Source organism: Polyangiaceae bacterium, assembly GCA_015075635.1.
In the GTDB taxonomy this organism is placed as follows: Bacteria; Myxococcota_A; Polyangia; order Polyangiales; family Polyangiaceae; genus JADJKB01.
In genome coordinates, this window is sequence record JABTUA010000001.1 from 1,271,535 (window position 1) to 1,294,898 (window position 23,364).

21 protein-coding genes are annotated in these 23,364 nt (G+C 69.9%); 7 read left to right on the top strand and 14 right to left on the bottom strand.

What is annotated here, in order from left to right:
• From HS104_05850 to HS104_05865, 4 genes are all read right to left on the bottom strand, one after another.
• On the bottom strand, nt 1-687 hold the full coding sequence (locus HS104_05850; protein ID MBE7479494.1) for an ABC transporter permease: 687 nt from the start codon (nt 685-687) through the stop codon (nt 1-3).
• A gap of 62 nt (nt 688-749) precedes the next feature.
• On the bottom strand, nt 750-1,724 hold the full coding sequence (locus HS104_05855) for an ABC transporter substrate-binding protein (GenBank protein ID MBE7479495.1): 975 nt from the start codon (nt 1,722-1,724) through the stop codon (nt 750-752).
• 101 nt (nt 1,725-1,825) lie between these two features.
• A complete protein-coding gene (locus tag HS104_05860; protein ID MBE7479496.1) occupies nt 1,826-2,614 on the bottom strand; it encodes a haloacid dehalogenase-like hydrolase in 789 nt (262 codons plus the stop codon).
• A complete protein-coding gene (locus HS104_05865; GenBank protein ID MBE7479497.1) occupies nt 2,596-3,360 on the bottom strand; it encodes an NTP transferase domain-containing protein in 765 nt (254 codons plus the stop codon). The genes HS104_05860 and HS104_05865 overlap by 19 nt, the downstream gene beginning before the upstream one ends.
• A gap of 87 nt (nt 3,361-3,447) precedes the next feature.
• On the opposite strand from HS104_05865, the gene HS104_05870 reads away from it, so the two are divergent.
• Nucleotides 3,448-4,737: a M20/M25/M40 family metallo-hydrolase gene (locus HS104_05870; GenBank protein MBE7479498.1), complete on the top strand. Its 1,290-nt coding sequence runs from the start codon at nt 3,448-3,450 to the stop codon at nt 4,735-4,737.
• Between the two features lie 183 nt (nt 4,738-4,920).
• Entirely contained in the window at nt 4,921-5,520 is a 600-nt protein-coding gene (locus HS104_05875; GenBank protein MBE7479499.1) for a hypothetical protein, read from the top strand.
• 4 nt (nt 5,521-5,524) lie between these two features.
• On the opposite strand, the gene acs is transcribed toward HS104_05875, so the two are convergent.
• The 7 genes from acs to HS104_05910 all read right to left on the bottom strand — a co-directional run bounded on the left by acs (nt 5,525) and on the right by HS104_05910 (nt 12,765).
• Nucleotides 5,525-7,486, bottom strand: a complete 1,962-nt coding sequence (gene acs / locus HS104_05880; protein MBE7479500.1) for an acetate--CoA ligase — start codon at nt 7,484-7,486, stop codon at nt 5,525-5,527.
• Between the two features lie 13 nt (nt 7,487-7,499).
• Nucleotides 7,500-8,927 (bottom strand): PEGA domain-containing protein, encoded by a 1,428-nt coding sequence (locus HS104_05885; protein ID MBE7479501.1) that lies wholly within the window; start codon nt 8,925-8,927, stop codon nt 7,500-7,502.
• 118 nt (nt 8,928-9,045) lie between these two features.
• Entirely contained in the window at nt 9,046-10,419 is a 1,374-nt protein-coding gene (locus HS104_05890) for a protein kinase (protein MBE7479502.1), read from the bottom strand.
• A gap of 94 nt (nt 10,420-10,513) precedes the next feature.
• Nucleotides 10,514-10,777, bottom strand: a complete 264-nt coding sequence (gene rpsT / locus HS104_05895; protein MBE7479503.1) for a 30S ribosomal protein S20 — start codon at nt 10,775-10,777, stop codon at nt 10,514-10,516.
• Nucleotides 10,778-10,786: 9 nt separating this feature from the next.
• Nucleotides 10,787-10,951 carry a hypothetical protein gene (locus HS104_05900; GenBank protein MBE7479504.1) on the bottom strand — a complete coding sequence of 55 codons (165 nt, stop codon included), beginning with the start codon at nt 10,949-10,951 and terminating at the stop codon, nt 10,787-10,789.
• 99 nt (nt 10,952-11,050) lie between these two features.
• Nucleotides 11,051-12,178 (bottom strand): hypothetical protein, encoded by a 1,128-nt coding sequence (locus HS104_05905; protein MBE7479505.1) that lies wholly within the window; start codon nt 12,176-12,178, stop codon nt 11,051-11,053.
• Complete coding sequence (locus tag HS104_05910; GenBank protein MBE7479506.1) at nt 12,175-12,765, bottom strand: sigma-70 family RNA polymerase sigma factor; 591 nt, start codon at nt 12,763-12,765, stop codon at nt 12,175-12,177. Before HS104_05910 ends, HS104_05905 begins: the two co-directional genes overlap by 4 nt.
• Nucleotides 12,766-13,012: 247 nt before the next feature.
• Here HS104_05910 and HS104_05915 point away from each other — a divergent pair, with 247 nt between their 5' ends.
• The 4 genes from HS104_05915 to HS104_05930 are packed head-to-tail and all read left to right on the top strand — an operon-like array spanning nt 13,013 to nt 17,490.
• Nucleotides 13,013-14,311 carry an efflux RND transporter periplasmic adaptor subunit gene (locus HS104_05915; GenBank protein MBE7479507.1) on the top strand — a complete coding sequence of 433 codons (1,299 nt, stop codon included), beginning with the start codon at nt 13,013-13,015 and terminating at the stop codon, nt 14,309-14,311.
• 5 nt (nt 14,312-14,316) lie between these two features.
• On the top strand, nt 14,317-15,042 hold the full coding sequence (locus tag HS104_05920; GenBank protein MBE7479508.1) for an ABC transporter ATP-binding protein: 726 nt from the start codon (nt 14,317-14,319) through the stop codon (nt 15,040-15,042).
• Nucleotides 15,039-16,262 carry an ABC transporter permease gene (locus HS104_05925; protein MBE7479509.1) on the top strand — a complete coding sequence of 408 codons (1,224 nt, stop codon included), beginning with the start codon at nt 15,039-15,041 and terminating at the stop codon, nt 16,260-16,262. The genes HS104_05920 and HS104_05925 overlap by 4 nt, the downstream gene beginning before the upstream one ends.
• Nucleotides 16,255-17,490, top strand: a complete 1,236-nt coding sequence (locus tag HS104_05930) for an ABC transporter permease (protein ID MBE7479510.1) — start codon at nt 16,255-16,257, stop codon at nt 17,488-17,490. Before HS104_05925 ends, HS104_05930 begins: the two co-directional genes overlap by 8 nt.
• Nucleotides 17,491-17,608: 118 nt before the next feature.
• On the opposite strand, the gene HS104_05935 is transcribed toward HS104_05930, so the two are convergent.
• Nucleotides 17,609-17,974 (bottom strand): DUF559 domain-containing protein, encoded by a 366-nt coding sequence (locus HS104_05935; GenBank protein MBE7479511.1) that lies wholly within the window; start codon nt 17,972-17,974, stop codon nt 17,609-17,611.
• A 515-nt stretch (nt 17,975-18,489) separates the two neighbouring features.
• On the opposite strand from HS104_05935, the gene HS104_05940 reads away from it, so the two are divergent.
• Nucleotides 18,490-19,449: a transposase gene (locus tag HS104_05940; GenBank protein ID MBE7479512.1), complete on the top strand. Its 960-nt coding sequence runs from the start codon at nt 18,490-18,492 to the stop codon at nt 19,447-19,449.
• Nucleotides 19,450-20,580: 1,131 nt separating this feature from the next.
• Here HS104_05940 and HS104_05945 read toward each other — a convergent pair.
• Both HS104_05945 and HS104_05950 read right to left on the bottom strand, forming a co-directional pair.
• Nucleotides 20,581-22,368 (bottom strand): 30S ribosomal protein S1, encoded by a 1,788-nt coding sequence (locus HS104_05945; GenBank protein ID MBE7479513.1) that lies wholly within the window; start codon nt 22,366-22,368, stop codon nt 20,581-20,583.
• Between the two features lie 64 nt (nt 22,369-22,432).
• Nucleotides 22,433-23,326, bottom strand: a complete 894-nt coding sequence (locus HS104_05950) for an Mrp/NBP35 family ATP-binding protein (GenBank protein ID MBE7479514.1) — start codon at nt 23,324-23,326, stop codon at nt 22,433-22,435.
• Nucleotides 23,327-23,364: the final 38 nt, after the last annotated feature.

Consider the following 23,364-nt stretch of genomic DNA (forward strand, 5'->3'; position numbering starts at 1 on the left):
TCAGGACAGGCCCCGGCGGCGCCGCATCCGCGCTTCCAGCTGCCCCAGCACCACGTTGTCGAAGAGCAAGCCCAGGACGACGATCACCAGCATCGCGGCCATCACCTGCGCCATGTCGTTCAGCTCGCGTCCCACGTGCATGACCTGGCCGAGACCTCCGGCGACGAAGAGCAGCTCACCAGCCATCAGCGCGCGCCAGGCGAAGCTCCAGCCGATGCGCAGCGCGGTGATGGTGCCGGGCAGAGTTGCCGGCAGGATCACCCGGAGCCACATGCTCGCGCCGCGCTCACCCATGCTGCGCGCTGCGCGCAGCCACAGGCGCGGCACGCCCAGGACCGCGTCCCGGACGGCGAGCGCCACGGTGCCGAGCGTCGCGATCACGACCACGAACAGAATGGCCCGCTCGTTCAGGCCGAACCAGAGCAGCGAGAGCGGCATCCAGCAGATGCTGGGCAGCGACTGCAGCCCCGTCAGGAGCGTGCCCAGCGAGCGCTCGAGGGGTGGCAGGCGGCCCATGGCGATGCCGAGCAGCACGCCCCCCAAGCTCGCCAGTCCGTAGCCCAGGACCAGGCGCCCGAGGCTCTTCGCCACGGCGGTCGGCAACACTCCGTTCAGGATGCCGTCCTTGATCGAGGCGCCGACGGCGAGCGGGCTCGGCAGCACGTAAGCGGGCCAGCGTCCCAGCATCGTCGCGAGCTGCCAGAGCAAGAGCAGCCCGACGATGGCGCTCGCGCGCTGCCAGGCGGTGCTCACGGGGCGGCTCCAAGCACGAGCCCGGTCAGGTCGGCGCCCTTCGGCAGGAAGCCTTCGGCTTCGGCGTCCAGAGCGAGCTTCGCCAGAGCTTCCGGCATTGGATCCGTGGTGAAGCTCACGCGTTCGAAGGCGGGCTCCGCCACGCCTCGGGGCGGGGCCTTGCCCAGGCGCCGCTGAATGCCTCCGAGACACAGCCCCAGGGCCTCGGCGCGGTGCTCTTCGACCCAGCGCGCCTCGGCGTCGAGCGCGGCCACCAGGCGTCGGACGTTCCCGGGGTGGGCGTCGAGGTAGCGCTTGCGCACCGCGAGCACGGTGGCCGGGTGCCGCCGGCCCGGCCATTCATCGCGCTCGTCGAGCAGCACGCGGGCGCCGGCGGACGCGACCAGCTCGGACGCCAGCGGCTCGGACACGAAGGCGCCGTCGATCTCTCCGCGCCGGAAGAGTTGGCGGATCTCGGCGCTGCCCATGGGCAACACCATCACGTCTCCGCCTTCGAGCGTGGTGACGAGGCCGTGACGGCGCAGGTAGGCTCGGAGCGCCACGTCTTGCGTGCTCGCGATCTGTGGTGTGGCGAGCCGCCGCCCCCGCAGATCCGACGGCGAGTTGATGCCCGCGTCGTTCCTCACCACGAACGCGGTGCCGCCGCTGGCGACTCCGGCGACGATGCGGACCTCACCGCTCGAGCGCACGAAGCCGTTGATGGCCGGGTTCGGGCCCAAGAGCGCCACGTCGGCGTCGCCGGCGAACAGCGCTTCGATGGCGGCGTTGCCGACCTCGAACAGCTGGGCGTCGATCTGCACGTCGGGCAGCGCCCGCCCGAGCCGGCCGCTGTCGAGGGCGGTCAGCGCCGGCGCGTGGGTGAGCCGGGCCATGTGCGCGATGCGCAGGCGAGCGCCGTCCTCCGGCGGGGCTCGGCAGGCGGCGAGCACTCCGAGCAGCGCTCCGAGCAGGAGCCGGACGTAAACACGCATCGGATATATGCGTGTATTGCACGTAAGTGCTCAAAGTCAATGGCGATTCAATCGCTCAGCCGGTGCCGACCGTGGTGAAAGACCAGGCTTTCCGGCGGCTTTCAGGCGTCGAGCACCACGGCGCGGCGGAGCGCGCGCAGGGCCATCAGCAGCTCCGGTTTGGGCTGGACGGCGACCGCGAGCTCGGCGGCCCCCAGCATTTCCAGATCGAAGCGGCTGTCGCCGAAGCTCGCGAGCCAGGCCGCGTCCGCGAAGAGCTGGCGCCCGAACTGCACCTTGCTCGGGCCGTAGGGGACCGGGTTCGCGAGGCGCGGCAGCACGCGACCCGACTCGAGCGCCGGGGTCGCGGCCGCGATGTCGGCGGGCGCGAAGTCCCAGCGCCGGCCGGCCTCCTCCACGATGAAGCGCGGCGACGCGGAGATGATCACGGCGCGGACCTTCTGGTGGCGGGCCCAGTCGATCACCGGCGCGAGGCCTCGGTTCAGCCGCGCGTCCAGCCCGGCCGCGTCCAGGGCCTGGCGCGCGAGGTCCCCGAGATCGTCGAGGGCGAGGCCCGCGAAGCACCATGTCATGAGCTCGTAGAGCGTGCGCTCCGCGAGCTGCCCCGCGAGATAGGCCTCGAACAAGCCGGCGGCCAGCTGATTGGAGTCTCCGTCGAGCTCGAGCCCGTGGGCGCGGGCCGTGTCGCGCAGACCGCGCTCCGGGGCGTTGGTCAGGAGCTCGCGCTCGATGGCCCAGTGGAACACGTCCTCCGCGACGTCCCCGCGCCAGAGCGTCCCGTCGCCGTCGAAGGCGAGCACTGCGGGAGACCTGCCTCGCCACAGCCGGTCCAGTCGGAGGACCAGCTCGTCACCGGACACGCGCTCCGGGCTCACGGGCGGTTCAGCCACCACTCCTCGGCCAGCGCGAGATCCTCGCGGGTGTCGATCTCCATGTAGCCCCCCCGGGTGTCCTCCCGGTGCATTTCGCTGCCGGCCTCCAGCATCTGCTGGAGGAGATCGATCAGGTAGGCCTTCTCGAAGCTCCTCCCCTCGCGGAAGACCTTGCCGCCGTACTCCGCCCGAGCGCGATCGAAGGCGTCCGTGAGCTCCAGTGCGCCTTGTCGGTCGAGCTTCATCACGCCGATGAACTCCCCGGTCGCCTCTTCGCTCGGGATGTGGCGGCTCAGGCGCTGCACCCGGCGGCCTTCTGCGATCAGCTTCTCGGCGTCGGTCTCCGGGTGCAGCGAGCGCTTCGCGTAGCGGCGCCGCCACTCGGTGTCGCAGCCGAGCGCGATGTGCTCCGGGGCGTTCACCAGCTTCTCGACCACCGCGCCTTCGTACACGATGTCGGCGTAGGTCGAGACGAAGCCGCCCGTCAGGTGCTCGCGCGCACAAAGCAGCGAGAGCAAAATGTTGTTGTTCTGCCAGTCGGCGTTCCTCACGTAGGTGAACTCGGGGTGACGCGCGCGAATCACGTCCTCCGCGTAGCCGCACACGAACACCACGTCGCGCCCGGTGAAGCCGGCGGCGCCGAGGGCCTCGAGGATCCAGTCGAGCATCGGTCGCCCCATGACCTTGACCAGGGTCTTGGGGATCTCGTCCGTCTCGGGGCCGAGCCGGCTGCCGCGGCCGGCGCCGATGATCACGGGGCGCATGGGCGGGGAGCTTAGTCCACCGAGGTTTCCTCGGCCACGCGCGGGATTTCGCGCGATCGCCAGCGCGCCCGTGGTATCGGCGAAAGCGTGCAGAACCTGGCTTTGAACGAACCTCGATTCCTCGGCCTGCTGTCGGAGCTCGTCGCCCTGGGTCCCCGGTTGGCGAACTCGCCGTCGGCGGGGTTGGTGCCGGAGGAGAAGCTGGCCGCCGACCGCGTGCTCGCGCGGCTCGCTCCCCACGTGGCGGCGGGGCGACTCTCCGCGGAGCTCTTGGCGGCTCCCGGCCACGAGGGCCGGCCGAACTTGGTGCTCACGCTCCCAGGCCGGGGCTCCGGCATCGTGGGCTTCGTCGGCGCGCACTTCGACGTCGTGCCGGCGGATCGGGAAGGCGAGGGCTGGCAACGCGACCCCTGGGCGCTCGAGGTGGAGGGCGACGTCCTCTACGGACGTGGCGTCACCGACTGCCTGGGTCACGTCGCGCTCTTGACGGACTTGCTGGTCGAGCTGTGCGAGCGCGGGATTCAGCCGAACCGCACCGTGAAGGTCGTGCTGATTTCCAACGAGGAGGAGGCGCCCATCCCGGAGATCGGCCTCGACTACGCGGCCAGCGTGGGGGCCCTCGACGACCTCGCGGCCGGGACCATCTACTGGCTCGACAGCGCCGACTTCGGTCCCACCGTCGGCACCGGCGGCATGGCGATGTGGCGGCTCGAGGCCACGGGGGTCGGCGGCCACTCCGGCTTCACGCAGAACTGCGTCAACGCCCTCGAGCTCGCGGGCGCCACCTCTCGCGCGCTGGTCGAGTGGTTCGAGCAGAAATTCCCCGCGCACCCCGACGAGGCACGTTGGGGGTTCTTGTCGAGCTCGTCCCTCAAGGCCACGCGCATGCACGTGCCGAACGACAAGGTCACGAAGATCCCCGCGCTGGCCGTGGTGGAAGGGGACATCCGGCTCACGCCCTTTTACGACATGGAAGCCGCGATCGGCGGCGCGGCGGCCTTCGTGGCGGACATCGACCGACGCATCGAGGCGGGCGATCCCCCGCGGGGCTTCCCGCGCACCCGCACCCAAGGCGGCGAGCGCGGTCGCGTGCGGCTCGAGCCCATCGGCCGCAGCATGGAAGGCATTGCCTGCAAGCTCGACTCGCCGGGGCTCGAGGCGCTCTCGCGTGCCATCGGCGCGGCGCGCGCCGGCGAGCCGCCGAAGGCGTACAGCATGACCGGCTCGCTCCCCCTGGTGCGCGACCTGCAACGCCGCGGCTTCGACGTGCAGATCACCGGCTTCGGGCGCAGCAACTACTACCACGCGCCCAACGAGCAAGCGGAGCTCGAGCACTTCCGGCAGGGCTATCGCATCCTGGTCGAGCTCTGCGGCTGAGGCTCGGGCGTCGCAACGGGTGCGGAACGGGCGCCCAGGGCCGCAGAGTGTGCGGCGGTGTGGGTGGCTTGGAACGCGGCTCGGTCGCGACTTGCCCGAGAAAAGCGGCGCGTCCGCGCCGTTGGCACGCCGCAAGCATCGACCCTTCGGCAAAACGACATCCGATCTCGAATGGAGGACGCCATGCGGACGAATCCCATGTCACCTCTCTGGTTGGTGTTTGGTTTCGTGCTCGCCCAGGGCTGCGGCGCGAGTAACGACTCGGTCAGCGTCGGCGAGCTTTCATCGGAGTGCGCCGAGGAGCCGAGCATCGGGGAAGTGATCAGCCGTTCGCCTCCCGACCCGCGGGCGCTTCCGGGGCCGGTCCTGGCCTACGACATCCTGAGCCCGACGCTCGGTCCGCTGGCGGACTTCCCGCTGGTCCCGCCTGACATCGGACTCCTGTGTCGCGGCGGCGCGGAGTGCCAGAGCGGTCACTGCTTCGACGGTGTTTGCTGCGCCTCGTCGTGCGGCGGCGTCTGCGAGGCCTGCAACCTTCCCGGGTTGGCGGGCTTCTGCACGTTCTTGCCGGAGGGCGCGAACCCGGAGAACGAGTGCGGCGCTTCGGCCTGCTTCGCCGGATCGCAGGAGGTCTTCTCGTGCGACGGCGCGGGCGCCTGCCAGGTTCGAGTGGACGCCTGCCGGCCCTACGCTTGCGGCGAGGTCGCCTGCAACGTGGACTGCAGGGGCGACGCCGACTGCGCGGAAGGCGCGCACTGCGTGGCAGAGAAGTGCGTGCTGTGACCCCTCACTCGTCGGGCGCGCGCAGCTTCGCGAGCACGTTCAGATCTTCGAGCGTGGAGGTGTCGCCCTGGGTCTCGCGGCCCGCGGCGATGTCCTTGAGCAGTCGGCGCATGATCTTCCCGCTGCGCGTCTTGGGTAGGCTCTCGGCGAAGCGGATGTCGTCCGGAGCGGCGAACTTGCCGATCTCCTGGCCCACGTGGTCCTTCAGCAACTTCGCCAGCTCCGGGCCGGCGCCGAAGCCGGGCTTCAGGGTCACGAACACCACCAACGCCTGACCCTTCAAGTCGTCGGGACGGCCCACCGCGGCTGCCTCGGCCACCGACGCATGCGAGACCAACGCGCTCTCGATCTCCGCGGTGCCGATGCGATGCCCCGAGACGTTCAGCACGTCGTCGATGCGACCGACCACGTGAAAGTAGCCGTCTTCGTCCGAGCGAGCGCCGTCACCCGTGAAGTAGTTGCCGGGGATTTCGCTGAAGTACTGCTGCACGAAGCGCTCGTCGTCGCCCCAGATGGTGCGCAGCATGCTGGGCCACGACTGGCGCAGGACGAGCAGCCCGCCTTCGTTCGGACCCACGGCCTCACCGTCGCTGGTCACCACCTCCGGCTTCACCCCGAAGAAGGGCAACCCCGTCGAGCCGGGCTTGCTGAACACCGCGCCCGGGAGCGTCACCAGCATGATCGCACCGGTCTCGGTCTGCCACCACGTGTCCACGATCGGGCAACGCCTGTCGCCCACGATCTCGTGGTACCAGATCCAGGCCTCTGGATTGATGGGCTCGCCCACCGTCCCGAGCAGGCGCAAGCTGGACCGATCGTGCTTCGTCACCCAGTCGTTGCCGGCGCGGATGAAGGCGCGGATGGCCGTCGGCGCGGTGTACAGGATGCTGACGCGGTGCTTCTGCACGATCTGCCAGAAGCGACCCCAATCCGGGAAGTTCGGCGCGCCCTCGTACATCAGGCACGTGGCGCCGTTCGAGAGCGGACCGTAGACGATGTAGCTGTGGCCGGTGATCCAGCCCACGTCGGCGGTACACCAGTAGAGGTCGTCATCGCGCAGGTCGAACACGTATTTGGTGCTGACGTGCGTCCCGGCCAGGTAGCCCCCCGTGGTGTGGAGGACGCCCTTCGGCTTGCCGGTGGAGCCTGAGGTGTAGAGGATGAACAGCGGGTGCTCGGCGTCCACGATCTCCGGCGCGCCGGCCGCCGGATCGGCGCTCGCGGCCAGCTCGTGCCACCACACGTCGCGCCCGGCCCGTAGCTCCACCGGGCAGCGCTCGTCGCCGAGGCGCCTGAGCACGACGACCTTCTCGACGCTGGGGGTGCTCTCGACCGCCTTGTCCACCGTGGTCTTGAGCGGCACCACCTGGCCACGACGCCAGGCGCCGTCCTGGGTCAGGACGAGCTTGGCCTGGCAGTCGTTGATGCGGTCCCGCAGCGACTCCGCGGCGAAACCCCCGAAAACGACGCTGTGGGCCGCGCCGATGCGGGCGCAAGCCAGCATGCCCACCACCACCTCCGGCACCATGCCCATGTAGATGGCGACGCGATCGCCCTTCTTCACGCCGAGCCCGCGCAGCGCCGCGGCGAAGCGGACCACCTCTGCGTGGAGCTCGCCGTAGGTCAGGGTGCGGACCTCCCCAGGTTCGCTCTCCCAGACGATGGCGCGCTTGTCCTTCCGCGCAGCGAGGTGCCGGTCGAGGCAGCTCTCGGTCACGTTGAGCTCGGCGCCGACGAACCACTTCACGTGGGGCAGCTCGCCGACGGTGACCTCGGTCCAGGGCTTTCGGAGGACGAGCTCACTCGTCTCGCGCTTCCAGAACGTGTCCGGTGACGAGAGGCTCTCGCGGTAGAGGCGCTCGTACTCTTCCTTGCTGCCGACGCGCGCCAGCTCGCGGAAGCCCGGGCTGGGCTCGAAGTGGCGGTTCTCCGCGGAGTAGGTGCCGATGGCCTTGCTGTTGCTCATGCTCCGTCCCCTTCTATCTGGGCTTCCACTCGCTCCAGCCGCCACGCAGGCCGATCCCGCCCATGATCAGCCCGCCGGTGTCTTCGAACGGCGTCCAGCTCTTGCCGTCGTCGAGCCTGCCCTTGGCGTTGCTGGCTCCGTCGATGAAAACGAGGCCGCACAGCTCGAGCAGGACGTGCCCCCAGTTGTACTGGGCGCCGACCTCGAGCAGAAAATACGGGTCCCAGCCCTTGGCGTTGCCCCCGCGCATGGCCTCGTTCGCCCCGGGCTCGGTCGAGTCGGGCGGGTCGAGGTCGAGCTCGTGGCGCACGGCTCCGGCGCCCACCACCGAGGTGAAGCGCAGCGACTCGCCGGCGCTCATGATCCGGAGGTTCGGTCCGAAGCGCACCGAGTCGAGGGTGAAGGAGCGCTCGAAGGCGTTCGACGTACCGCACTTGCGCGAGCTGACGCCGGTGTCGCAGGCCTTGTCGACCTCGTGCTTTCCGCCTTCCAGGAGCAACTCCACCGCGACCGGGGTCCACACCCGATAGCCCGCGCGCACGCCGAGCGAGCTGCCGGTGACCTGGCTCTGGTCGATCTCGAGGCCCCCGGGAGCGTTGCGCAGGCCGATGCCGGAGAGCGCGGCGAGCGCGTACCAGCCGCGCTGCTGCGGCGGCTTGGGGTCACCAGGTCTCGGCCCGGTCCGGTCGTCGGGGGTGAGCACCGCCTCGATGTCGATGTTCTTGCCGACCTCGACGATGAAGGCCTGCTCGAACTGCTTGAAGCCGTCGCGGTAGACCTGCACGTAGTGTCGGCCGGGGTCGAGCGGCCCGCGCCAGGACGAGAAGGCCAGGGCCTTGCCGTCGATGGCGATGGCCGCCTTTGGGTCCTGGCTGGTGATGGACACGAAGCCGGCGTTCGCCACGAGCGCGAACTCCACCGGCACGTCCTTCTGCGCGCCCGCGACGCGGATGGTGCGGGCGATCTTGGCGTAGCCGGGGGCCTCGGCGACCAGCACGTGCTCGCCGGTGTTCAGCTGGATGCTCGTCCCGAGCTCCCGCGGCTCGAGCGCGCGGCCGTCCAGGAACACCCGGGCCTCGGCGGGGGTGACTCGCACCACGATGCTGCCCACCAGCGAGCCGAGCTCGGTGATGGCCTCGCGCACCGACCGGCCCTCGTCCTCCGACAGCTCCTTGCCGTGGCGGTCGAGGAGCTTCTTCAGCGTGTCGACCGCGTCGGAGTAGCGGAAGAGCTCCTTCTGACAGAGCGCGATGTTCTTCAGCGAGCTGGGCCCCGGCTTCAGCTTGTAGGCCGCGTCGAACTCGGCGAGAGCGCCCTGCCAGTTCCTGCTGTTGAAGAGCTTCACCCCGTTCTGGAAGTGAGCGCGCGCCTCGCTCGTCTTCGGATCCTCCTGGGCGGCGGGGGCGGTCGCCGCGGGTTGGGCAAAGGCGGGGCTCGCCACGGCCGCGAGCAGCAGCGGGAGGCGCCGGCCGGGACGGCCGAGACGGGGGGCGATGCCGCGGGCGAGCACTCCCGCGGGTTTTGCCCGATCGCTCCGGCGGGGTCACGCGCTAGTTGTGCTACGGCCCCTTGGTGTCCAGGGTGAGCCCGGTCGCGACGCCGGCGGGCCCCGGTTTGACCGGGGTCGCGCTCGGGGTCGAGGCCGCGGGTTTTGCTCCCGGCTTGGCGGGGCGCACGGGCTTGTGCGCGCTCACCGCCGCATCCGGCACTTCGGGCGCAACGGAGAGCGAGGGCGCCGGGCTCGGCGAGCTCGGAAGAGCGGCGGCGGGTGCGCTGGCGGCCGTTGGCTGGACCGGCGGCGAGTCGGAGCCGCCCCCGCGGCGGGTCATGAGCAGCGCCGTCAGGGCGAAGGCGCCCAGGGCCGCCACGATCACCGCCACCAACGTGCGTCGGGCTTGAGCTCGCGCGTCGCCCGGGACGCTCGGATGAACGGCGGTGCCTTCGGCCGTCACCACCTTGGCTTCGACCGCGGACGCGGGCTTGCCGATCGGGTTCGTGTCCGCCCCGCTCGAGAGCGGAGCTCGCGGCAACCCGAGGCCACCGGTGCGGAGCAGGCCCGGCGCGGCCAAGGCCAGGCCGTCGTAGAAGTCGTTCGCGTCTTGCCAGCGCGCCTCGCGCTCGCGGCGGAGCGAGCGGGCGATCACCTCCGCCACGGGCTCGGGGACCTCCGGCACGAGCGTGCGGATGTCCGGCGCGTCCTTGGTGCAGATGTCGATCAGCACGGCCTCGTAGACCGAGCCGACGTGCGGCGGCCGGCCTGCCAGGGCCTCGAACAAGATGGCGCCGACGCTGAACAGATCCGAACGCCCGTCGATGTCGCGCAGCGCCTGGGCCTGCTCTGGCGACATGTAGAACGCGGTCCCGAGCACCACGCCGCGGCGTGTGAGCGTGTCCAGCGTGGTCTCGCGACGCGTGATCTTGGAGATGCCGAAGTCCACGAGCTTGACGAACGTGGGGTCGTCGTCGCGCCGGCACAGGAAGACGTTGTCCGGCTTCAGGTCGCGGTGCACGATGCCCGCCGCGTGGGCGCGGGCCAAAGCGCGGAGCACCTGCCCGGTGATGTGGATGGCGTCGGCCACCGGCAAGCGCCCCTCGCGCTTGAGCCGGGAGCGCAGATCCTCGCCGCTCAAGAGCTCCATCACCAGGAACGGGCGCCCGTCCTCCGAGCTGCCGGAGTCGAAGATGTGGACGATGTGCGCGCTCTCGACCGCTCCCGCGGCCTCCGCTTCGCGCTGAAAGCGCGCCACCGCGTCGGCGTCGCGGGCGGCCTCTCGGTCCAGGAACTTCAGCGCGACGCGCTTGCCGATGGCGACGTTGGTCGCCTCGTAGACCGCGCCCATGCCGCCCCGACCGATCAGGCGCTCGACTCGGTACTTCCCCGCGACGACCGTGCCGCAGAGATCCTCGTCGACGTCCTCCTCTCGGCGACCCATGAAGCTCTCGGTCCGCCTCCACGGCGGACGCGAGAGGATGGTAGCACGCGGCCGCTCGGGGCCGCGGCAAGCTCCCACTTTCGGGGTGCGGGCCTCAGCCGAGCTTGCCGAGCGCGGTCTGGATGCGCGAGGTCACGCGCGAAGCCGAGTTCTTGTGCAGGACGCCCTTCTTGGCGGCCTTGGCCAGCGCCGTGCTCGCGGAGGCCACGCTGGCCTTCGCCGCGGCTTTGTCACCGCTGGCGATGGCCGCGCGGGCCTTCTTCACGGCGGAGCGGACGGTGCTCTTGGCCGCGCGGTTGCGCTCGGTGCGCACGACGCGCTGTCGGTTACGCTTCTGTGCAGAGGGGTGGTTCGCCATGGGGATCTCTCAGGCGCTCTTCTTCTTGGCGTCCGGCGCTTTCGCGTCGTAGCCCTCGGGGTGGATGGGAAACTCGGGCGTCGCGGCCGCGACGCGCGCACGCTTCTGGGAACGCCCGTTACGGGCGGTGTTGATCGCGCGCCGGCGCCAGGTCTGCTTCGTGGACGAAACCATCGTCGGAATCCTCGAAAAAGCCACGGCCGCTCGGCCGAGGGGGCGGGAATATGCGGGATGGAGCCGGCCTTGTCAACGCGGGGGATTTCCCCCGAATCGTCACGGCCTGATCGCCGCGCCCACGCTGAAGCTCGGCCGCGCGAACGGCTGGACCCGGGCTTTGCCGAGGGCCGCCTTGATGCAGGCCTCGGCAGGCGTTCCCGCGGCCTTGCCGGAGACCGCCACGGACGACACCCGGCCGTCCGAACCGAAGGTGATGGTCGCCCGCGAGTCCTCGTCGTGCCCGGCGACGCAGGCGCGCGCAGAGCCCATGACCGAGCCGATGGCCGCTTGAACCGCGCCGGTGGAAGGCTTGTCCGGCAGATCACCGGCGGTCGCCGCCGGCTTCATCAGCTTGGCCGCCTCGTCGTCCTTCTTCTCCTCCGCCTTGGCGACGGCCGCTGGCGGCTCCGCCGGCTTGGCCTCCGGTGCCGGCGGCTCCTCGGGCTTCTGCCCGCCCGCCTTGGCGGCAACCTTCTCGCCGCTCGGCCGAGGTGCGGGGGCCGCGCCGGCGGCCTTGCCAGGCGAGAGATCGTCGAGGGCCACGATGTCCTCGGCGGTGGCGGTCGCGGTCGGCTGGGCCGCGACCGCGGCCGGGGCAGCGCTCGGGGGAGCTGCCGCGATCGGGCTCGACTCACCCTGACGCTGGGCACGGACCACGATCACCGCCGCGGCGGCCAGGCCCATGAGGCCGATGGCGGCCATGGCCAACGGTCCCGCCGCTGAGCGCTGGGGGCGCCGGACGGGCAGCGCCTGGACCGGAGCAGCGGCGGCCACGGGCTCCACGGCAGGTGCGCTCGCGCGCGCCGCGGTCTCGGCCTCGGCGATCAGCGGTGAGCTCGCTCGGGCGCCGTTGGCCAAGGACAGGCTCGCGAGCGCGAGATCGGTGGCGTCCGACTTCGGGGCCTCGGTCGCCAGGCTCATGCGGGCCAGCTCCGCCAAGCTCCGCGGCGGCGGCTCCTCCGCCTTCGGCGTGCGCTCGAACCCCGGCTCGCCGGCCTCGGCCGGCAGCGGCGGCTCGAGCAACGCGCTGTGCGCGGCGGCTTCGCCACGCGCAGACTCGAGTCGCTCGGTGATCTTCTCGGCTCCGTCGTCCCAGAAGGCGTCGTCGCGCTCGGCGACGGGCCAGCCGTCCAGCATCGCTTCGAAGGGCTTCGGGAGCCGTGCCTCTCGGTCCTGCTCGCTCATGATTTGCCCGAATCTTCAGGATGACCAACGCTCGCGAGGTGCGCACGCAGCTTCTTCCGCGCTTCGTGGACGCGCCACGCCACGGTGCCTTCGGGGCACCCGAGAACAGCCGCTGCTTCGCCGTGCGAGAGGCCGTCGACGCTGACCAAGATCAGAGTCGTGCGCAAGGTCTCGCTCAGCTGATCGATACCATCCGCCAGCGCCAGCGCAGCCTGGCGATCGGAGGCGAGGCGCGCCGGATCCGCTTCGACGCTCTTCCGGTCCGCCAAGAGCCCCTCGATGCGAGGATCGTCCGGCGTGGTCGCCTTGCGCCCCGACTTGCGGGAGCGAATCGCATTCAAGGAGAGGTTCACGGCGATCCGATACATCCAAGTGAAGGGCTCGCTACGTCCGTCGAAGCGGTCGAGCGCGCCATAGGCCCGCACGAATGTGTCTTGAGTCACGTCTTCGGCTTCCGCGGCATCGCGCAACAAATGCACCGCGAGTCGGTAGATGCGCTTCTGATGGCGCCGCACCAGGACGCCGAACGACTCGGCGTCTCCCTTCCGGGCCGCATCCACCAGCTCGCGGTCGCTCTTCTGAGACATGCCGGTCCCGGCGCGCGGCCCTGACCGATCAGGGAGCCGGCCGGGGTCGAATTCGACGGGTCACGATAGTTCAACACCAAGCGCTTGGACAAACCGGCGGCGCCGGGCCTTGGCCCCCCCGGTGTCTTCGCCCAAGCTGCCGAGATCACGCGAAAAATGTCCTGCAGAATTGCCGCAAAATCGGCGCTCCGTCCGGGTCCTGCCGCGGCGCCGCGGGTTCGGCGCTATACCCTGGGCGCTTTCCGCCATGAGTGAGGACGCCCAGAACGGCACACAACCCGGGGTCGTGACCGACGCGGTTCGCGACCTCGAGAAGCAGCTTCGCGCCGAGGGGGCTCGCCGCTGGGTCCGGCGCTTGATCGTCGTCGGCGTGATCGTGGCTGCCGTAGTCGGCTTCGCCAGCTATCGCCGCGCGACGCGGCCGCCGCCGGCCCCGCGCTTCAGCACCGAAGCCGTCGAGCAGCGCGACATCGTCGAGCAGGTGCAGTCCACCGGCAGCGTGAAGCCGCTGACGGAGGTGCAGGTCGGGGCGCAGGTCTCGGGGCGGATCGTCAAGGTGCACGTCGACTTCAACAGCAAGGTGAAGAAGGGCGACCTGCTCGCCGAGATCGACCCCACGCTGTACGGCGCGCAGGTGAGTCAGAGCGGTGCCCAGCTCAAGGCGGCGGAGGCCAGCCTGAAGCGCGCCCAAGCTCGCCTCGCCACCTCGAAGGCGAGCCTGAAGCGGCTGCAAGGGCTGAAGGCCGAAGGCATCGCGAGCCCTGCCGACGTCGAGCAGGCGCAGGGCGAGCACGACGTCGCCGACGCCGACGTGGCGGCCTCTTCGGCCCAGATCTCCCAGATCCGCGCGCAGCTCTCCGGCGCGCGGACGACGCTGGCGTACGCGCGAATCTTCTCGCCCATCGACGGGATCGTCGTGAACCGCGCGGTCGACTCCGGTCAGACCGTGGCCGCGAGCTTCGCGGCGCCGGTGCTGTTCGTGATCGCGCAGGATCTGTCCAAGATGCAGGTGCTGGCCGAGATCGACGAGGCGGACGTGGGCAAGATCGCCGAGCAGATGAAGGCGGAGGTCGTGGTGGACGCCTTCGTGGGCGAAAAATTCCAGGGCACCGTCACCCAGGTCCGCTTCAGCCCGAACAACGTCCAGGGCGTGGTGACGTACTCGGCGGTGATCGAGGTGTCGAACCCGGAGCTGAAGCTCAGGCCGGGGATGACGGCGACCGTGACCATCAAGACCCGCGAGGCCAAGAGCTCCCTCGCCGTGCGCAACGCGGCGCTGCGCTTCCGCCCGCTTCCCGAAAAAGACGAGGACGGCAAGCCGAAGCCCGTGAAGCCGCCGCCGCCCCTCGACCCGGGCAAGGGGCGCATCTACCTCGTCGCCGGTGGCGCTCCAGGCTCCGAGACGCTGGAGGACCGGGTGGTGGGCGTGGGCATCACCGACGGCGTGTGGACGGAGCTGAAGGACGCGGGCGACCTCGCCGCCGGTCGGCCCATCGTGGTCGAGCAGCGCGAAGAGAAGAAGCAGAAGCGCTTCGGCATGTTCTGAGGCAGATGTCGTCGCTCATCCGACTCAGCGGCGTGTGCAAAGACTACCTGACCGGCCCGGAGGTCGTGCACGCCCTCGCCGACGTCGAGCTCGAGATCGGCGCCGGCGAGCTGTGCGCCGTCGTGGGAACGAGCGGCAGCGGCAAAAGCACGCTGATGAACATCCTGGGCTGTCTGGACCGCCCCACCCGCGGCCGCTACGAGCTGGCGGGCATCGACGTGACCGAGCGCTCCATCGACCAGCGGGCGCTGGTCCGAAACCGCCTGATCGGCTTCGTGTTCCAAGGTTTCAACCTGCTCCCGCGCACCACGGCGCTGGAGAACGTCGAGCTGCCGCTGGTGTACCGCGGGGTGAGCGGTCGCGACCGGTTCCGCCGTGCCGCCCGCGCGCTGGCGCAGGTGGGCCTGGCGGATCGCGCGCACCACACGCCGGCGCAGCTCTCCGGCGGGCAGCAGCAGCGCGTGGCCATCGCCCGCGCGCTGGTCACGAACCCGCCGCTCCTGCTCGCGGACGAGCCGACCGGCAACCTGGATACGCGCACCAGCCACGAGGTCCTTGCGCTGCTCCAGGCGCTCTCCGAGGACCACGGCATCACCGTCGTGATCGTCACCCACGAAGCCGACATCGCGGCCTGTGCCCGCCGCATCATCACGGTGCGCGACGGCCGCATATTCCGCGACGAGAGGAACGAGAACCCCCGGGTCGCCGCCGCCGTGGAGAGCAGGCCATGAACGCGATCCTGACGTCGTTCCGCATGGCGATGCTCGCGCTGGTGCGGCAGCGACTGCGCTCGCTCCTCACCTCGGTGGGGATCTTGATCGGCGTCGCCGCGGTGGTGCTGGTGGCGGCCCTGGGCACCGGCGCGCGGAGCGAGATCGACAAGCAGATCCAGAGCCTGGGCTCCAACGTGGTCTTCATCTTCTCGCAGCCGGCGGCCAAGAGCGGCGCCAAGTCCCGGGCCAACATGGGCATGGGGCTCACCGAGCGGGACGCCGAGGCCATCCGTCGGGAGGCCACCGCGGTCACGGCGGTCACGGTCTACTCGGAGGTCAACGCTCAGGTCGTCAGCGAGCTCGGCAACGGGAAGATAGGCGTGATGGGCGTGGACGAGAGCTACTTCGAGGTGCGGGGCTACGAAGTGGCGACGGGGCGGCGCTTCAACGAGAGCGAGGCCCAGACCAAGGCGAAGGTCGCGCTGATCGCGCCGACGGCCCAGCAGAAGCTCTTCGGCAACCAGGATCCGGTCGGCCGCTGGGTGCGCGTCGGCAAGCACCCCTTCCAGATCATCGGCACGCTGCGCTCGAAGGGGCAGTCTCCCTTCGAGGACCAGGACGACCGGCTCCTGATCCCGATCGGCACTTGGCGTTCGCGGGTCGTCCCGACCCTGGGGGATCGCGTGCAGCTGGTGATGGCCTCGGCCAAGAGCGCCGAGCACTCCAGCGAGGCGGAGCGGCAGGTGCGGCAGATCCTGATGCAGCGTCACCAGATCGCCGAGGGTGAGGAGCCGGACTTCCGCATCGGAACCCAGCAGGAGTTCCAGAGGATGCAGGAGGGGATCTTCACGGTGCTGACCGTGCTGCTGTTGTCGGTGGCCGCGATTTCGCTCCTGGTGGGCGGCGTCGGCGTGATGAACATCATGCTGGTCGGGGTCACCGAGCGCACGCGGGAGATCGGCATCCGCATGGCCATCGGCGCCAAGCCCGGCGACATCCAGGCTCAGTTCCTGCTGGAGTCGATCGCGCTCACGCTGTTCGGGGGCCTGGCGGGCATCCTGACGGCGACGCTCTTGATGCTCGCGTTCGCCAAGGAGCTCGGCTTCCCGATGCGGCTCAGCCCCGAGGCCGTGGGGGTGGCGCTCTCCACCAGCGTGATCATCGGGCTCGCGTTCGGGTTCTGGCCCGCGCGGCGCGCCGCACACCTCGACCCCATCGAGGCGCTGCGCCATGAGTAGGATCTTCGGCGCCGCCTGGACCGCGCTCCTGCTCGCGATGGGCGCGCTCCGGCGCAGCCCGCTGCGCGCCAGCCTGACGGCCCTCGGCATCCTGATCGGCGTCGCCGCCGTCACCATCGTGGTCGCCCTGGGCGAGGGCGCGACGCAGCAGATCTCCGGCCGTATCGACAGCATGGGCGAGAACGCGCTGATGGTGATGCCGGCCGAGACGCTGAAGAGCGGCGTGCGCGACGAGCGCGCAGCCGGCATCCTCACCGAAGGCGACGCCGACGCCCTCGCCGAGGAGGCTCCGGCCATCGAGAAGGCGGCGCCGCTCCTGTTCAGCTCCGCGCAGGTGGCGTGGCGCGACGCCAACACGCCCACGATGATCGTGGGCAGCAAGCGCGCCTTCTTCGACATCCGCCGCTGGAAGCTCGGCTCCGGCACGCTCTGGACGGCCAGCAGCGAGACCATCGGCGAGAAGGTGTGCGTGATCGGTGTCACCGTGAAGGAGAGCCTGTTCGGCGCCGAAGATCCCGTCGGGCAGGTGCTGCGCATCGGGCGCCATCCGTTCCGCATCGTCGGCGTGCTGGAGCAGAAAGGGCAGGGCCCGTTCGGCAACGACCAGGACGACGTCGTGGTGATGCCGGTCGCGACCCTGCGCGCCAAGTTGCTCCAGACCCGTCCGGGCCAGGTGGGGCGCATCCTCTTGCAGGGCGCGACGCCGGACTCCGCCGCCGAGGTCGAGCGGCAGGCCACTGCGATCCTGCGCCAGCGTCACGGCCTGACGGAGGGCGCCGAGAACGACTTCCGCATCCGCAGCCAGGAGGACTTCCGGCGGCGGCAGGAGGGCATCCTGAGCACGCTGCGCACGCTCCTGCTCTCGATCGCGCTGGTCAGCCTGGTGGTCGGCGGGATCGGCGTGATGAACATCATGCTGGTCAGCGTCACCGAGCGCACGCGCGAGATCGGCATCCGCATGGCGATCGGCGCCCGCGAGATCGACATCCTGTTCCAGTTCCTGGTCGAGGCCGTGGTGCTGTCGCTCCTGGGCGGAGCGGCCGGCACGCTCCTGGCCGTGCTGGCGGTGCGCAGCATCGCCAAGGCCTTGGGCTGGGACATGGGCGTGTCCACCGACGCGTTGATGGTGGCCCTCGGTGTGAGCACGACCATCGGCGTGACGTTCGGCTTCTTCCCGGCCCGCCGGGCGGCGCGTCTGGACCCCATTCACGCGCTCCGGCGGGAGTAGCTCCCCGGCGCGGAGCGGGTGCTGGAGAGATGGCGCCACGACGCCACGAGCGCCACGACGCCACGAAGAAGAAGAAGAAGAAGAAGCAATCTTTGTCTCAGAGGCAGAGGCGCAGGCCTCAGCCGACGAGCGCTTGCCGCACCTGCAGGAGCGCTTCGGGCAGGGCGCCCAGCACGAGCTGTGCGTCGAGCCGGAGCACGCGGTAGCCGAGGCGCCGGAGCGCCCGTTCCCGCCGCGCGTCGGCGGCGACTCGCCTGCAGTGGTAGCCCCCGTCCACCTCGATGACGAGCCTCGCCGAGGGCACGACGAAGTCCGCGATGTAGTTCCCGAGCACCACCTGACGGCGGACCTCGACGCCGAGCTTCTTGGCCCGCAGCGCCTGCCAGAGGGCGGCCTCCGACCGGGTGGGCGCCGCACGCATCTCGGCGGCACGCTGCGAGAGGACTTGCTGGCGACGAAGCTGAGTGATGGGGCGAGCGGACATGGGTTCCTCCGAGGCCCGGCGTGGTGGGCGGGCTTCGCGACCCAGGGCGCACGATCTGTGACACGCCGCCTGTGGCGCTCTCAGCCTCGTATTCGTCGACACATTCGGCCCGTTGCTTCGAGTGATCGAGCGGCGTGGCGCAGAGCGTGCGCCGGTTGAGCGGAGCCCGACCACCGCGCCGGGCCGAGGACACCAGGCCGCTCGCAGCAGCGTGCGACGACGTGCCAGCTACGGAACACCGCACGTAGCGACGAGCGAAGACGCACCGAGCTCGGGACGACCCGTCTTCCCCATTCGCGCGAAGCGCGAATTTGGGGAAGACCGACGCCGCGCAGCGGCGGCGAGGCATAAGACGGGGGTGGCGGTTGGAACGCTCGGTTCAGCTGTTCTCAGAGTGCTCGCGCTGACTGTGTGGCTGAGCGCCCATCGCCTGGAACGCGTGCTCTGCGACCGGCGTCCTCCGGTGGTGGTACTGCCTCAAGTGCAAACCGAAACAGCCACCAAGGAGGACACCGATGGATCGCTATATAGGACTCGACGCGCATTCGCAAACCTGCACGTTCGCGGTGATGGGCTCGGCAGGCCGTCAGCTACGCGAGCAAACGCTCGAGACGAACGCGAAAGTGCTGATCGACTTCGTTCGCACCATTCCCGGACAGCGTCGCCTGTGCATGGAGGAGGGCACCCTCAGCGAATGGCTCTGCGAGGTCCTGGAGCCGCACGTGGCGGAGCTCGTGGTGGTCCAGCCCGACAAGCATGCCGGAGCGAAGAACGACCCATCGATGCCTGGAATCTCGCCTCGAAGCTCCGCAAGGGCGACCTCGAGAACGTCGTTTTTCAAGGCGCGCGGCCGCTTCACGCAGCTGCGCGAGGCGGTGCGAGCTCATCGGGTCACTACTGCCGACGTGGTCCGCACGAAGCTCAGGCTCAATGCGCTGTATCGCTCTCGGGGCATCCACGGCATGGGCAACGAGATCTACGACCCGGATACCCGAGATCAGTGGCTGCCGAAGCTGCCGCCGGCCCGAGCGCGCATGGCTCAGCTGCTGTCGACCGAGCTCGACGGTCTGTGCGAAGTCCGCGAACAGGCGGAGATATGGCTGCTCGAGCAAGCACGGGAGCATGCGGAGGTGCGCCGGCTGACGACGCTGCCAGGTATCGGCCCGGTGCGCGCAGCGTACATCGTCGCGATCGTCGTCACGCCGTTCCGCTTTTCCACGAAGCGCGACTTCTTCGGGTACTGCGGCCTCGGCATCGTCACGCGCAGCTCGTCGGACTACGAGCGCGACGAGCGGAGCCAGCGCTGGGTGCGCCGTCAGGTCGCCCACACCCGCGGCCTCAACCGCAACCGCAATCCCCTGCTGAAGGCCATATTCAAAGGCGCGGCGCTCAGCGTCATCGCCCAGACCGATCACCCGCTGCGCCGCGACTACGACCGGCTGCTGCAGAACTCAAGCCACCGCTCGCCCGCCTGACGATTGCGTCGCATCGCTTCGGCCACCCTGGCGATCTGGAAAAAAGGAGGAGTACGACCCGGCCAAGCACTGCACGACAGACGCGAAGTAGCTGCTCGCCACTCGCGCTCTCGGTGCAGATGGAGCGAATGCTCGCCGGCGGCTCCCAAAAACTTCGAGGACAAGCACCCATGCCCCAACTGGCCCCCTGTACGCGCAGCGGAGGTCCCCATGCGAGGTTGTGCGTCCTCGGAGCATCTACTGAAGCCATGGACCCAAGAGGCCCTTCCAGGAGGATCGTGCCGCCCTAATCGGACAGGCACGGACATCTACTTTCAGAACGCCATCAGCAGCTCATCGTCTCCGCACCGCGACACGCCGTCTCGATCAGCGCCGCCAGACTCGCGTACCTGGAAAGGCGCTAGCCCCGAGCGCTACTCCGTGACTGCTAGCCAACCGCCCGACGCGCGAACTGCGTCGTGGGCCCTGGCCACGCGAAGAACCATTCTTGACATCTCCCCCTCCAGGAGTTGGGGCAGGAAATGCGCCACGACGCCACGAGCGCCACGACGCCACGAAGAAGAGAGAAGAAGATCTTGGTGTCAGACCTGGGGGCTCGTCGCCCACTGCACGGGTCGGTCCTCCCCGGGCGCTGATCCCAGCACGTCATCCTGCTCGCCTCGGGGTTCCGATGCGTGGAACGTCCATCCCGCGGACATTCGGCGCGTCGCAGGCCGCTGCGCTGCGCGGAACGTCCATCCCGCGGACATCCGGTGCGTCGCAGTGGGTTTGCGCTGCGCGGAACGTCCATCCCGCGGACATCCGGTGCGTCGCAGGCGGTTGCGCTGCGCGGAACGTCCATCCCGCGGACATCCGAGCGCTCGCCGCCGTCGCGCTGGACGTCGACGGCTCGGTCCAGGAGAGATGAACCTCTCCGAGGGGAACTCCTCGCGGTCAGAAGGTCCTCGTCAGGTCCGCAAACAATGGTCGTGGCGTCGTGGCGTCGTGGCGCCGTGGCGCAACTTCTTCTGCTGCCCAACCCGGACAGGGTTCCGGGTCGGAAGGTGGAAGGTCCTCGTCAGCTCCCGCAAGAACGACAAGTCGTTGCGTCGTTGCGCAGATTCTTCGAGTCGGCGCCCTCGAGCGGGGCGGTCAGCCGCCGAGCTTCTTCTTGAGCAGGTCGCCGAGGGTGCCGAAACCGCCCTCTTTTTGCAGGGCCTGGCGGTACTCGCGGTGCGCGCGGCGCTCCTCGTCTTCGGCCATGGCCTTGATGCTGAGCTTCGGCTCGCCGCGGCGCGGATCGACCTCGAGCACTTTGACGTCGAGGATGGAGCCCATCTTGAAGTGCTTGCGGAGGTCGGTCCCCCGCGGCGTGCCGGTCTGGCCGGCGGGCAAGAAGCCACGCGCGGCGCGGCCGGTGACCCCCAGGATGCGCACGATCAGGCCCGAGGCCTCGTGCTTGATCACCTCCACCTTGACCACGGCGTTGCGCGCGACCTTCTGCGGCGCCTCGTCGGCGCGCTCCGGCGGGGGCGCGGGGTGCAGCGCGATCTTCTTGGTGCGCGTGTCGAAGTTGGAGACGACGACGTCGACGTCCTGACCCTCCTTCAGCACCTCGTTCGGGTGCTCGATGCGGGTCAGCGAGAGATCGGTGATGTGAATCAGGCCCTCGACGCCCGGCTCGAGCTCGACGAACGCGCCGAAGTCGAGCAGCCGCTGCACCTTGCCGGTGTGGCGCGAGCCCTGCGCGTACTTCTCGCGGGCCGCGGCCCAAGGGTCTTCGATCAGGGCCTTGCGGCTGAGCCAGATCTTGCCCTTCTCGTCGATCTTCAGGATCTTGACCTCGACCTCGGCGCCGGGGCGCACGAGGTCGGCCATGCGCGCGCGCGCGTCGTGGCTCGCCTCCGAGATGTGGACGAGGCCTTCCAGGTTCTCCGCCTCCGGCAGCGCGACGAACGCCCCCCACTCGACCACGGTGCGGACGATGCCCTTCAGCACCTGGCCCTCGGTGAGCAGGGTCAGCGCGTGCTTGCGGCGCTCGTGAGCCTCCGCCTCGAGCATCGGGCGCCGCGACACCACTACGTCGCGCCCGGCGTTCTTGTACTGGATCACCTTGAAATCGAGGCGCTGGCCCACCAGGCCCGTGAAGTTCGCGTTCTGCGGGTGGAGGTCCATGCCGGACGCCGGCGCGAAGGCGCGCAGGCCGGAGATGTCCACCTCGACGCCGCCCTTGATCACGCCGGTGACCAGGCCCTGCACCAGCGAGCCGTCCTTGGACGCAGCCTCGACGGCCGGCTTGATCTCTTCCTCACGCAGCGGTTTGCGCGTGAGCACTACCAGGCCACCGCGCACGCCGTCGTTGTGGATGCGGGCCACGAAGCGGTCGCCGACGCTCGGCACGAGGTCGTCGGCCTCCATCTCGGTACGGTCGAAGATGGCCAGGGCTTTGCCCGACAGATCGACCATCACGGCCGTGTCGAGCACCGCGGTCACCTTGCCGAAGACCTCTTCGCCGACGTGGAACGGCGCGCGCTCGGTGGCGGGGCGGTGGGGGCGGTGCTTGCTCGCGTCGTCGCGCGGCTCGGCACCGGAGCCTTCGGCGCCCTCGCCGGGCTTCTTCTTCTTGCGACGCCGGCGCTTCTTCTTCTTACCGGGCTCGCCTTCGCCGCTCGCGTCGGCACCCTCGCCCGCGCCGGCACCCTCGCCCGCGTCGCTCGCGTCGCTCGCGTCGCCCTCGCCCTCGCCCTCGACTTCGTCGCCAGCGTCGTCACCCGGTAGGTCTCCGGCCGGCTCGCCTTCGGCGGCGGCAGCCTGCGGCGCCGCGTCCTGCCCCTGGGCCGCTGCCACTTCGGCGGGAGCTGCCGGAGCCTGCCCGGAAGTGTTCTGCTCCTCACCTTCGGGCGCGGAGTCGGTCGTGGGGGATTCGGTCTCGGTGGACATGCGGGTACCAGTGCCCCCTGACTTGGGGGAACGGCCCTATAACGCGCCTTTTGGCGCCTGCCAATCAGCGCGAAATCGGCAAGTGTCGATTCACCCCGCCGCTCCTGTCGATGACCAGGCCTCCGGCAGCGGCAAGGTTGTCCCGTTCCAGCTGCTCGACCAGTCGATCTGCGACCTCCACGAACGCCTTGGCCATGGCGGAGCCGGGCGACGCCTGGACGAGCGGAGTGCCCGCGTCGCCCCACTCGCGCACGCTGGGGTGCATGGGGATCTGGCCGAGCAGGGGCGCGCCGGCCATCTCCGCCACCTTCGCTCCGCCGCCGGAGCCGAACAGCTCGTGGCGCTTCTCGCAGCCGTCGCAGATGAAGTAGCTCTCGTTCTCGACCACGCCGGTGATCGGAATGCCGACCTTCTGGCACATGCTCACGGACTTGTAGACGTCCATCAGCGCCACCTCCTGCGGGGTGGTGACGATGACCGCGCCGTTGGTGCGGAGCTGCTGAGACAGCGTGAGCGCGATGTCCCCGGTGCCCGGCGGCAGGTCGAGCAGGAGGAAGTCCAGCTCGCCCCAGTCCACGTCCTTCAGGAACTGCACGAGCGCGCCGTGCAACATCGGCCCGCGCCAGACGATGGCGCTCTTTGGATCTTCCAGCATGAAGCCGATGCTCATCAGCTTCACGCCGAAGCGCGCTAGCGGCGTGATCTTCTTGCCGTCCGTGGTGGGCTGGCCGGTGATGCCGAACATGGTCGGCACGCTGGGTCCGTACATGTCGGCGTCGAGCAGGCCCACGCGGTAGCCGCGCCGGGAGAGGGCCAGGGTCAGGTTGGCGGCGACGGTACTCTTCCCCACGCCACCCTTGCCGCTCATCACCAGCACGACGTTCTTCACTCCCGGCACCGGATCGCCCTCGGCGATGGCGCGGCCGGAGATGCTCGGGGTTTGCTCTTCGCTCGACATGTCCGCGCTGGCGTAGGGCCGAGGCGACGCCTTGTCAA

What these genes read in the sequence shown, in the direction of transcription:
- HS104_05925 (MBE7479509.1), top strand. Translation starts at nt 15,039, where the DNA reads ATGAACGCGATCCTGACGTCGTTCCGCATGGCGATGCTCGCGCTGGTG.
- HS104_05910 (MBE7479506.1), bottom strand. Translation starts at nt 12,765, where the DNA reads ATGTCTCAGAAGAGCGACCGCGAGCTGGTGGATGCGGCCCGGAAGGGA.
- rpsT (MBE7479503.1), bottom strand. Translation starts at nt 10,777, where the DNA reads ATGGCGAACCACCCCTCTGCACAGAAGCGTAACCGACAGCGCGTCGTG.
- HS104_05890 (MBE7479502.1), bottom strand. Translation starts at nt 10,419, where the DNA reads ATGGGTCGCCGAGAGGAGGACGTCGACGAGGATCTCTGCGGCACGGTC.
- HS104_05905 (MBE7479505.1), bottom strand. Translation starts at nt 12,178, where the DNA reads ATGAGCGAGCAGGACCGAGAGGCACGGCTCCCGAAGCCCTTCGAAGCG.
- HS104_05855 (MBE7479495.1), bottom strand. Translation starts at nt 1,724, where the DNA reads ATGCGTGTTTACGTCCGGCTCCTGCTCGGAGCGCTGCTCGGAGTGCTC.
- HS104_05945 (MBE7479513.1), bottom strand. Translation starts at nt 22,368, where the DNA reads ATGTCCACCGAGACCGAATCCCCCACGACCGACTCCGCGCCCGAAGGT.
- HS104_05920 (MBE7479508.1), top strand. Translation starts at nt 14,317, where the DNA reads ATGTCGTCGCTCATCCGACTCAGCGGCGTGTGCAAAGACTACCTGACC.
- acs (MBE7479500.1), bottom strand. Translation starts at nt 7,486, where the DNA reads ATGAGCAACAGCAAGGCCATCGGCACCTACTCCGCGGAGAACCGCCAC.
- HS104_05865 (MBE7479497.1), bottom strand. Translation starts at nt 3,360, where the DNA reads ATGCGCCCCGTGATCATCGGCGCCGGCCGCGGCAGCCGGCTCGGCCCC.
- HS104_05875 (MBE7479499.1), top strand. Translation starts at nt 4,921, where the DNA reads ATGCGGACGAATCCCATGTCACCTCTCTGGTTGGTGTTTGGTTTCGTG.
- HS104_05940 (MBE7479512.1), top strand. Translation starts at nt 18,490, where the DNA reads ATGGATCGCTATATAGGACTCGACGCGCATTCGCAAACCTGCACGTTC.
- HS104_05950 (MBE7479514.1), bottom strand. Translation starts at nt 23,326, where the DNA reads ATGTCGAGCGAAGAGCAAACCCCGAGCATCTCCGGCCGCGCCATCGCC.
- HS104_05915 (MBE7479507.1), top strand. Translation starts at nt 13,013, where the DNA reads ATGAGTGAGGACGCCCAGAACGGCACACAACCCGGGGTCGTGACCGAC.
- HS104_05935 (MBE7479511.1), bottom strand. Translation starts at nt 17,974, where the DNA reads ATGTCCGCTCGCCCCATCACTCAGCTTCGTCGCCAGCAAGTCCTCTCG.
- HS104_05900 (MBE7479504.1), bottom strand. Translation starts at nt 10,951, where the DNA reads ATGGTTTCGTCCACGAAGCAGACCTGGCGCCGGCGCGCGATCAACACC.
- HS104_05850 (MBE7479494.1), bottom strand. Translation starts at nt 687, where the DNA reads ATGCTGGGACGCTGGCCCGCTTACGTGCTGCCGAGCCCGCTCGCCGTC.
- HS104_05930 (MBE7479510.1), top strand. Translation starts at nt 16,255, where the DNA reads ATGAGTAGGATCTTCGGCGCCGCCTGGACCGCGCTCCTGCTCGCGATG.